Source organism: Actinoplanes sp. NPDC048791, from assembly GCF_040650095.1.
Lineage (GTDB): Bacteria > Actinomycetota > Actinomycetes > Mycobacteriales > Micromonosporaceae > Actinoplanes.
The window spans coordinates 1-7205 of sequence record NZ_JBEZGQ010000395.1; the positions used below are offsets into that span (position 1 = coordinate 1).

Genomic DNA, 7205 nt, shown 5'->3' on the forward strand with positions numbered 1-7205 from the left:
CGGCGGGCAGGACGCGACGCTCAGATCTGGTCGTTCTTGAGGAGATCGCCCTCGTTGATCGCCGCCGGGTCGGGCAGCGCGTTCTCCCGCAGGTGGCGGTTGTGCCGCGGCTCCTGCTTGGTCTTCGCGTCGTTGAGCTTGCGGCGCAGGTCGTCGCGCACGTCGTTGAGCGCGGCGTGCAGATCTTCCTCGGAGGAGGTGGTGACGACCTTCTGCCGGCCCGCGATCCAGCACTCCAGGGTCACCTTCTGCCCCGGGGCCTCGCGGTCCTTGACCGACACCTCCAGCTCGGTGGTGTCGGCGTGGAAACCGGCGAGCCGGGCGTCGAGCGTGCCGAACTGCTCGGCGATCCAGTTCCGGTCACCCTGCGAGAAGCCGGCGCCCACGCGCAGGCACTCGTCGACGGTGGCGGGATTCGCGACAGCACTCATCGCCGCACCTCCTGCCGCCGGGCGGACACGGACCGGGTGGTGCACAGTCGTACGGTCACCATCTTCGCTGACCCTTCGGCTCGGGGATGTTCCTGATCTTCCTGTACCCCGCCGGAAGGGCCGCGGAAACGGACGAGGCGCTCGAATCACCTGGGCGCGTCAGCGCTGCGGCGGCGTGCGGCGGATCGAGTGCACCTTGGCCGAAACGGGTTCCTCGCCCGTCGCCACGCGCATGCCGTTGAGGTAGCCGTCGGTTTCCCGCTGCTCGCCGTACTCCTCGGTCAGCTCCGCGATGCGCTCCTCGAGCACGTGCAGCTCCCGCTCGCGGTCGGCGGCGAGCTGCGCCCGCAGCTCGGCGAGGACCTCGTCGAACTGCCGCCCGTCGGTCACCGGGCCGTCGCGTAGCTGCTCGATCCGGCGCAGGATCTGGTCACGGGAGAACGCCACCACGACCGCGAGCCAGGCCAGCACGAACAACCCGGTGATCACCGGGAAGACCGCGAGCGTCGTCAGCGGGGGCGGCGGGGGCATGCTGCCGGGCGGGGGTGGTGGCGGGTGCCCGGGTGGCATCCCGACGATCACGGTGAGAATGAGCGCGCCGGTGGCGGCCACCGCGGCGATCAGGGAGCCGAGCAGCAGTTTGCTCAGCTGGAGATGCAGTCCGCCCACGGTGGACCCATGATCGGCGCGGGCCCGCTCAGTCATGGTCCGAGATTACGGATATCCGGGCCCGGGCGCGACACCCGGCAAGCTGATCGTGACGGTCACGCCGACCGGCGCCGGCGCAGGACCTTCCGGTACGGGTCGAGCATCCGGTCGAGCACCGCCTCCAGCGCCTTGCGGTCGGCCTCCGGGATGGGTGAGTCCGGGGCGAGGATCCGGCCCAGCTCGTGCACGATCGGAGAGGTGAGCGGCGCCGGCGGCGACCCGCCCACCCGGTCCGGGTAGGCGGCCACCACGATCTCGTTGATGCCGCGGCCCAGCACGGGCGCGATCCGCTCGATGGACCTGATGGTGGGCCGCTGCTCACCGCTGAGCCAGCGCAGCACCACGGACGGATCGGTGCCGGCCGCCCGGGCGAAGTGCGTCGGCGTCGGGAACCGCGCAGCCTGGATCGCTTCCTTGAGGTAGCCGCCGAAGCCGGCCTCCGGAGTGGAAGGCGTCACGGGCCAAGGATAGGCCCAGTCCGATCGGATCCGGCCCACCTCGGCTGGGCAATTGGTTGAAGACACAGGCACTGCTACCGTCATTGGTTAGATAACCAACGGCTCGGGCGTGGAGCGGAAGGTCGTGGCGGGATGACGCAAACAATGATCCTGATGGGCGTGCTGGCGATCTGCGCCGTCTCGGGCGTCCTGCTGACCTACCGGCCGGGCTGGACCCGTGGCCCGGACGAGCCCACCGGCAGCTACACCCCGCCGCCACCGCCGGCCCCCAGCCTGCCCCCGACCGCGGCGGCACCTGCGCCGATCCCGGCTCCGGCCCCGGCCGTGGCACCGAGCAAGCCCTCCCAGCCGGTGCTCTCCACCCCGGCTGCTCCGACGGTGACCACGCCGTCCCCGGTCCGGCGCACCCGCAACAACGGCTTCGCCCGCTTCGCCCCGGCCCCGGCCGCCCGCACCCGCGCCGGCCGCGCCTGATCCCTGCGAGCGCTCCCTCCGGCCGCGCACGGAGGCACGCATCACACCTGGCTGCCCTCCGGAAGTGTCACGCCTTCGGGTGGCGGCTCGTCCTGATGACGAGACCGGTGGCGACGCGCGTGAGGTTCGGCAGATCACACCTCAGCGGGACCCCTTTCGGGCAGTAGCCGCCGGTCCACGGCGTTCTACTGGGTGAAAGGGTGGAATTGAAGATGTCAGGAACTGCGCAGAGGCACCGGGTCGTCATCGTCGGAGCGGGGTTCGGCGGGCTGTTCGCCGCCAAGGCACTGCGGCGCGCCGATGTGGACGTGACTCTGATCAACGGCACGACGTACCACTTGTTCCAACCGCTGCTCTACCAGGTCGCCACCGGGATTCTCTCCGAGGGCGAGGTGGCCCCGCCGATCCGCGAGATCCTCCGCAAGCAGAGCAACGTCGACGTCCGGCTCGGCTGGGTCCGGGACGTGGACGTCGAGGCGAAGACCGTCGACGTGGCCGGCCCGGGTGTCTCCTACACCGTCGGCTACGACACGCTGATCTTCGCGGCCGGTTCCTCCCAGTCGTACTTCGGCAACGACGGTTTCGCCGAGGACGCGCCCGGCATGAAGAGCGTGGACGACGCCCTGGAGCTGCGGGCCCGGATCTTCCACGCGTTCGAGATCGCCGACCTGCAGACCGATCCGGCCGACATCGAGCGCTGGATGACCTTCGTGATCGTCGGCGCCGGCCCGACCGGCACCGAGATGGCCGGTCAGATCGCCGAGCTGGCCCACCGCACCCTGCCGGGTCAGTACAAGCACATCGACCCGCACCGGGCCCGAGTCGTGCTGGTCGACGCGGTCGGCGCGGTGCTCAGCACCTTCGGCGACCGGCTGTCCACCCGCGCGCTGCGCGAGTTGCACCAGCTCGGCGTCGAGGTGGAGCTGAACACCAAGGTCGTCGGCGTCGACCCGACGGGCATCGAGGTCGAGACCGTACGCGGCCACGAGCGCATCCCCGCGATGACCAAGGTCTGGGCCGCCGGGGTCTCCGCCCCGCCGCTGGCCCGCCGGCTGGCCGAGGTCACCGGCGCCGGGACCGACCGCGCCGGACGCGTCCACGTCGAGCCGGACGGCACCGTACCGGGCCACCCGGAGATCTTCGTCGTGGGTGACCTGATGGCGCTGCCGGGTGACGACGGCAAGCAGCTGCCCGGGGTGGCCCAGGTGGCGATCCAGAGCGGACGGCACGCGGCCGGTCAGATCAAGCGCCGCCTCGCGGGCCGGCCGAGCGGGCAGCCGTTCCACTATTTCGACAAGGGCAGCCTCGCGGTGATCTCCCGCTTCTCGGCGGTGGCGAGCATCGGCGGCCTGCGCCTGTCGGGCTTCCCGGCCTGGCTGATCTGGCTGGTGGTGCACCTGTTCTACCTGGTCGGCTTCAAGAACCGGGTGTCCGCGGTGCTGCACTGGGCGGTCAGCTTCCTGGGCCGCGGCCGTTCGGAACGGGTGACCACGCTGCAACAGGTCCACGCCCGCAGCGCGATGCGCCAGTACGGCGACCCCTTCGCGCCCGCCCCGGACGACTACGCCGGCTCCCGCACACCGGTCACCGCCGGCGCGCCACGGACGAGCAAGTAGCCGATCATCCAGAACTCGCCGACGGAGGCGGGCAGCGCGAGCACGTCAGCGACGCCGCCCGCCGCCGGCACGAGGTAGGCGACGAACGGGCTGAGCACGTAACCGAGGCCGCCGCCGAGGAGGATCCAGCCCAGCGCCCGCGGCATCGACCCGGAACGCAGCACGCACCAGCCCATCGGGATGAGCCACAGCCCGAAGAACAACCCACCCACGGTCCACAGGTGACCACTGACGAGATACATGAGCTGCACGCCCGCCGCGGCGTCGCCGACTGGGTCCCGGGCGACGTCGGCCGCGGTCGCGAGCAGGGCCGCGCTGGTCAGGATCGCGACCGCGTTGACGAGACCGAAGGCGGCGATGCTGCCGGCCGCGATCGAGTCGACCTTGCGGAAGAGCCGGTAGAACCACACGGCGGTGAGCGCCTGGGTGAGCACGACCAGCAGTTCGAGGGCGATCCCGGCCCGCACGAGCCCGTCGTGCTCGATCAGGTGGGCCAGCGTCGCGGCGGCATCACCGGCGGCGAAGAGCCGCGGGCGGATGAGCAGGAAACCGAGCCCGCCGGCCACGGCCAGACCGAGATAGAAAACCCCCGTCGTACGGGCCACGCTGCGATTCTTACGCTGTAAGGCAACCATACGATGTAAGGTACGGACCCATGTCAAGGAAGCCGTTGAGCCGCGAACGAGCGCTGGCGGCAGCGGTGACACTGGCCGACGCCGAGGGCCTCAAGGCTTTGACGATGCGCCGCCTCGCCGCGGACCTGGGCGTGGAGGCGATGTCGCTCTACTACCACCTGCCGGGCAAGGAAGGCCTGCTCGACGGCCTCGCCGAGACCGTCATCGGCGAGATCGAGGCGGCGGTCGCGCGTACGGCGGACACCGGCGATTGGCGTACGAGCCTGAGACAGCGGTTCCTGTCCGCCCGCGAGGTCATGCTCCGCCACCCGTGGGCGCCCGGCCTGCTCAGCTCCCGCCGGACCATCCCCTTCGGCGTGTACGCGTACTACGACGCGATCGTGGGCACCCTGATCGCCGGCGGCTTCTCGCACCGGGTGGCCCATCGGGCGCTGCACGCGTTCGGCAGTCTGGCGCTCGGCTTCGCCCAGGAGATCTTCAGTCCGGCCGCGGCCGGCGGCACCATGGACGTCGAAGCGACCGAGGCGGACCTGCCCGCGATGGCCGAGGCCCTCCCCCACCTGTCGGCGATGATGGCGGCCGAGGCGCACGACGCCGCGGACCCGATGCTGGGCTGGTGCGACAGTCAGGTGGAGTTCGAGTTCACGATCGATCTGCTGCTCGACGGCATCGAGCGCACCGGCGGTCAGGGGTAGCGGCGTGCGGGTGGCGATGGTCAGTGCCATGGCTGGGGCCGGTCGGGTGAACGAGGACTTCGCCGGTGCCGTACCGATGGCGGCGGTGGTCGTCGACGGCGCCGGGATTCCCGGGGCCGGCTCGGTCTGCCGGCACGGCGTCGCCTGGTATGCCGCCCGGCTGGGCGGCAGCCTCCTCAGCCTGCTCGCGCTGATGCCGGAGAGCGATCTTCCGGCGCTGCTCGCGAAGGCCATCGTGCGGGTGACCGGCGATCACCGCGACACCTGCGACGTCGCCAGCCGGATCAGTCCGTCGGCGACCGTGGCCGTCCTGCGGGTGTCCGCCGGCCGCGCCGAATACCTCGTGCTCGGTGACTCGACTGTGGTGCTCGACCGGGCGGCCGGTGCGCCGCTGGTGGTCAACGATCCCCGCGAGGTGGCCGTCAGCCGGTCGTATCTGCCTACGCTGGCGGCGGCCGGCCAGGGCACCGAGGAGTACCAGCGGGTCCTGGACGAGCTGCGCGGCCACCGCAACGAGCCGGGCGGCTTCTGGGTGGCCAAGGACGATCCGCGGGCGGCGTACGAGGCGCTCACCGGCAGCTGCCCGGCCGCCGAGCTGGACAGTGCCGCTCTGCTCAGCAATGGCGCCGGCCGGATCGTCGACGAGTTCGGGCTGGCCGGCTGGCCTGAGGTCCTGGCCGCCCTGGCGGCGAATGGACCCGCCGCCGTCATCGATCAGGTCCGGGCAGCGGAAGCCGACGGTGGGGTGTCACCCGACGACGCGACGATCGTGCACTGCACAGAGCTGAGCGGACCGGTCAGGTCGCCGGTATCAGCTCGGTGAGCAGCTTCTCGATCCTCGTCCTGATCTCGTCGCGGATCGGGCGCACCGACTCGACCCCCTGGCCGGCCGGGTCCTCGAGCTTCCAGTCCTCGTAGCGTTTACCCGGGAAGATCGGGCAGGCGTCGCCGCAGCCCATGGTGATGATGACGTCGCTGCTCTCGGCGGTCTCCCACTCGAGCTTCTTCGGCGTCTGGCCGGTGATGTCGATGCCGACCTCGGCCATCGCCTCGACGGCGGCCGGGTTGATCGTCCGGCCGGGCGCGGAGCCGGCCGAACGGACCTCGATCCGGTCCCCGGCCAGGTGGCGCAGCCAGCCGGCGGCCATCTGGGAACGGCCGGCGTTGTGCACGCACACGAACAGGACGCTGGGCTTACTCATCGGACGGACTCCTCGGAAGTGTCGGGGACGACCACTTCGCCGGCCGCCGCGCCGACGCCGGGATACAGGGCGAGCAGCAGACCGGTCCCGACCACGGCACCGATGAGCTGCGCGACGACGAAGCCCGGCACCGACGCGGGCGCGATCCCGGCGAAGGTGTCGGTGCACGCCCGGCCGATCGTCACCGCCGGGTTGGCGAAGCTGGTGCTGCTGGTGAACCAGTACGCGGCACCGATGTACGCGCCGACCGCCGCCGGAGCCACCGCCGCCCGCCCGGACCGGGCCAGCGCGAAGACCAGCAGGATCAGCCCGGCCGTGGCCACGACCTCACCGAGCCACAGGTGCCCGCCGGCACGCTCCTTGCTGGACAGGTCGACCGCCGCCAGGCCGAACATCAGGTTGGCCAGCACGGAGCCGGCGATCGCTCCCGCGGTCTGGGCGAGGACATATCCGCCCAGCTGGGCGGCGGTCAGGCCGGTTCCGGTACGGCGCCCGAGGAACCAGTCGGCGGCCGAGACAACCGGGTTGAAGTGTGCCCCGGACACCGGCCCGAACGTCAGGATCAGCGCGGCCAGGGCGAACGCGGTGGCGATCGAGTTCTCCAGCAGTTGCAGGCCGACGTCGTCCGGCGACAGCGTGGTCGCCATGACGCCCGAGCCGACGACGGCCGTCACGAGCAGCGCGGTGCCGGCGAACTCGGCCAGCAGCCGTCGCCAGGTCGCGGCGCCGGTCATGCCGCGAGCCGTTCGATGCGGCCGGCCAGGTCGGTGTAGGCGTCCTCGAAGGCCGCGTCGGTGTCGGCGCGTACCGGATCGGGGACGGACCAGTGCAGCTGTGGCCGTACCGTCGCAGTCAGGTCCTCATGGGCGCGGTCGCAGACCGCAATGATCAGATCGTCGTCGGTCACGACGTCGCTGACGTGCGCGGTCGCGGCCGGATCGAGCCGCAGACCGTGCCGGCGGGCGACCCGCACCGCGCAGGGGTGC

The 7205-nt window shown here is 71.5% G+C and carries 10 protein-coding genes and 1 pseudogene; 4 read left to right on the forward strand and 7 right to left on the reverse strand.

Annotation, left to right across the window (positions count from 1 at the left end; genetic code table 11):
- Window positions 1-20 precede the first annotated feature (20 nt).
- From AB0C29_RS25595 to AB0C29_RS25605, 3 genes are all read right to left on the reverse strand, one after another.
- Entirely contained in the window at window positions 21-431 is a 411-nt protein-coding gene (locus tag AB0C29_RS25595) for an HPF/RaiA family ribosome-associated protein (RefSeq protein ID WP_360824832.1), read from the reverse strand.
- A gap of 159 nt (window positions 432-590) precedes the next feature.
- A complete protein-coding gene (locus AB0C29_RS25600) occupies window positions 591-1136 on the reverse strand; it encodes a hypothetical protein (RefSeq protein WP_360824835.1) in 546 nt (181 codons plus the stop codon).
- A gap of 59 nt (window positions 1137-1195) precedes the next feature.
- Complete coding sequence (locus tag AB0C29_RS25605) at window positions 1196-1597, reverse strand: helix-turn-helix transcriptional regulator (RefSeq protein WP_360824838.1); 402 nt, start codon at window positions 1595-1597, stop codon at window positions 1196-1198.
- A gap of 132 nt (window positions 1598-1729) precedes the next feature.
- Between AB0C29_RS25605 and AB0C29_RS25610 the strand changes: the two genes are divergently transcribed.
- Together AB0C29_RS25610 and AB0C29_RS25615 are read left to right on the forward strand one after the other, a co-directional pair.
- Entirely contained in the window at window positions 1730-2071 is a 342-nt protein-coding gene (locus AB0C29_RS25610) for a hypothetical protein (protein ID WP_360824841.1), read from the forward strand.
- 212 nt (window positions 2072-2283) lie between these two features.
- On the forward strand, window positions 2284-3687 hold the full coding sequence (locus AB0C29_RS25615; protein ID WP_360824843.1) for an NAD(P)/FAD-dependent oxidoreductase: 1404 nt from the start codon (window positions 2284-2286) through the stop codon (window positions 3685-3687).
- Here the strand turns inward: AB0C29_RS25615 and AB0C29_RS25620 are convergent.
- Window positions 3633-4292 carry a DUF4386 domain-containing protein gene (locus tag AB0C29_RS25620; protein ID WP_360824846.1) on the reverse strand — a complete coding sequence of 220 codons (660 nt, stop codon included), beginning with the start codon at window positions 4290-4292 and terminating at the stop codon, window positions 3633-3635. The genes AB0C29_RS25615 and AB0C29_RS25620 overlap by 55 nt on opposite strands.
- A 50-nt stretch (window positions 4293-4342) precedes the next feature.
- Between AB0C29_RS25620 and AB0C29_RS25625 the strand changes: the two genes are divergently transcribed.
- Window positions 4343-5017 carry a TetR/AcrR family transcriptional regulator C-terminal domain-containing protein gene (locus AB0C29_RS25625; protein WP_360824849.1) on the forward strand — a complete coding sequence of 225 codons (675 nt, stop codon included), beginning with the start codon at window positions 4343-4345 and terminating at the stop codon, window positions 5015-5017.
- Between the two features lie 28 nt (window positions 5018-5045).
- The gene (locus AB0C29_RS25630; RefSeq protein ID WP_360824852.1) at window positions 5046-5840 is read left to right on the forward strand and encodes a hypothetical protein; all 795 of its coding nucleotides are present in this window, start codon (window positions 5046-5048) and stop codon (window positions 5838-5840) included.
- On the opposite strand, the gene AB0C29_RS25635 is transcribed toward AB0C29_RS25630, so the two are convergent.
- The 3 genes and pseudogenes from AB0C29_RS25635 to AB0C29_RS25645 all read right to left on the reverse strand — a co-directional run.
- Window positions 5815-6219 carry an arsenate reductase ArsC gene (locus AB0C29_RS25635; protein WP_360824855.1) on the reverse strand — a complete coding sequence of 135 codons (405 nt, stop codon included), beginning with the start codon at window positions 6217-6219 and terminating at the stop codon, window positions 5815-5817. The genes AB0C29_RS25630 and AB0C29_RS25635 overlap by 26 nt on opposite strands.
- Window positions 6216-6953, reverse strand: a complete 738-nt coding sequence (locus AB0C29_RS25640) for an MIP/aquaporin family protein (protein ID WP_360824858.1) — start codon at window positions 6951-6953, stop codon at window positions 6216-6218. The genes AB0C29_RS25635 and AB0C29_RS25640 overlap by 4 nt, the downstream gene beginning before the upstream one ends.
- A pseudogene (locus AB0C29_RS25645) lies at window positions 6950-7205 on the reverse strand (ArsR family transcriptional regulator); the annotation flags it as partial. The gene AB0C29_RS25640 and the pseudogene AB0C29_RS25645, both read right to left, overlap by 4 nt.

What these genes read in the sequence shown, in the direction of transcription:
- AB0C29_RS25595 (WP_360824832.1), bottom strand. Translation starts at nt 431, where the DNA reads ATGAGTGCTGTCGCGAATCCCGCCACCGTCGACGAGTGCCTGCGCGTG.
- AB0C29_RS25600 (WP_360824835.1), bottom strand. Translation starts at nt 1,136, where the DNA reads ATGACTGAGCGGGCCCGCGCCGATCATGGGTCCACCGTGGGCGGACTG.
- AB0C29_RS25610 (WP_360824841.1), top strand. Translation starts at nt 1,730, where the DNA reads ATGACGCAAACAATGATCCTGATGGGCGTGCTGGCGATCTGCGCCGTC.
- AB0C29_RS25615 (WP_360824843.1), top strand. Translation starts at nt 2,284, where the DNA reads ATGTCAGGAACTGCGCAGAGGCACCGGGTCGTCATCGTCGGAGCGGGG.
- AB0C29_RS25625 (WP_360824849.1), top strand. Translation starts at nt 4,343, where the DNA reads ATGTCAAGGAAGCCGTTGAGCCGCGAACGAGCGCTGGCGGCAGCGGTG.
- AB0C29_RS25630 (WP_360824852.1), top strand. Translation starts at nt 5,046, where the DNA reads ATGGCTGGGGCCGGTCGGGTGAACGAGGACTTCGCCGGTGCCGTACCG.
- AB0C29_RS25635 (WP_360824855.1), bottom strand. Translation starts at nt 6,219, where the DNA reads ATGAGTAAGCCCAGCGTCCTGTTCGTGTGCGTGCACAACGCCGGCCGT.
- AB0C29_RS25640 (WP_360824858.1), bottom strand. Translation starts at nt 6,953, where the DNA reads ATGACCGGCGCCGCGACCTGGCGACGGCTGCTGGCCGAGTTCGCCGGC.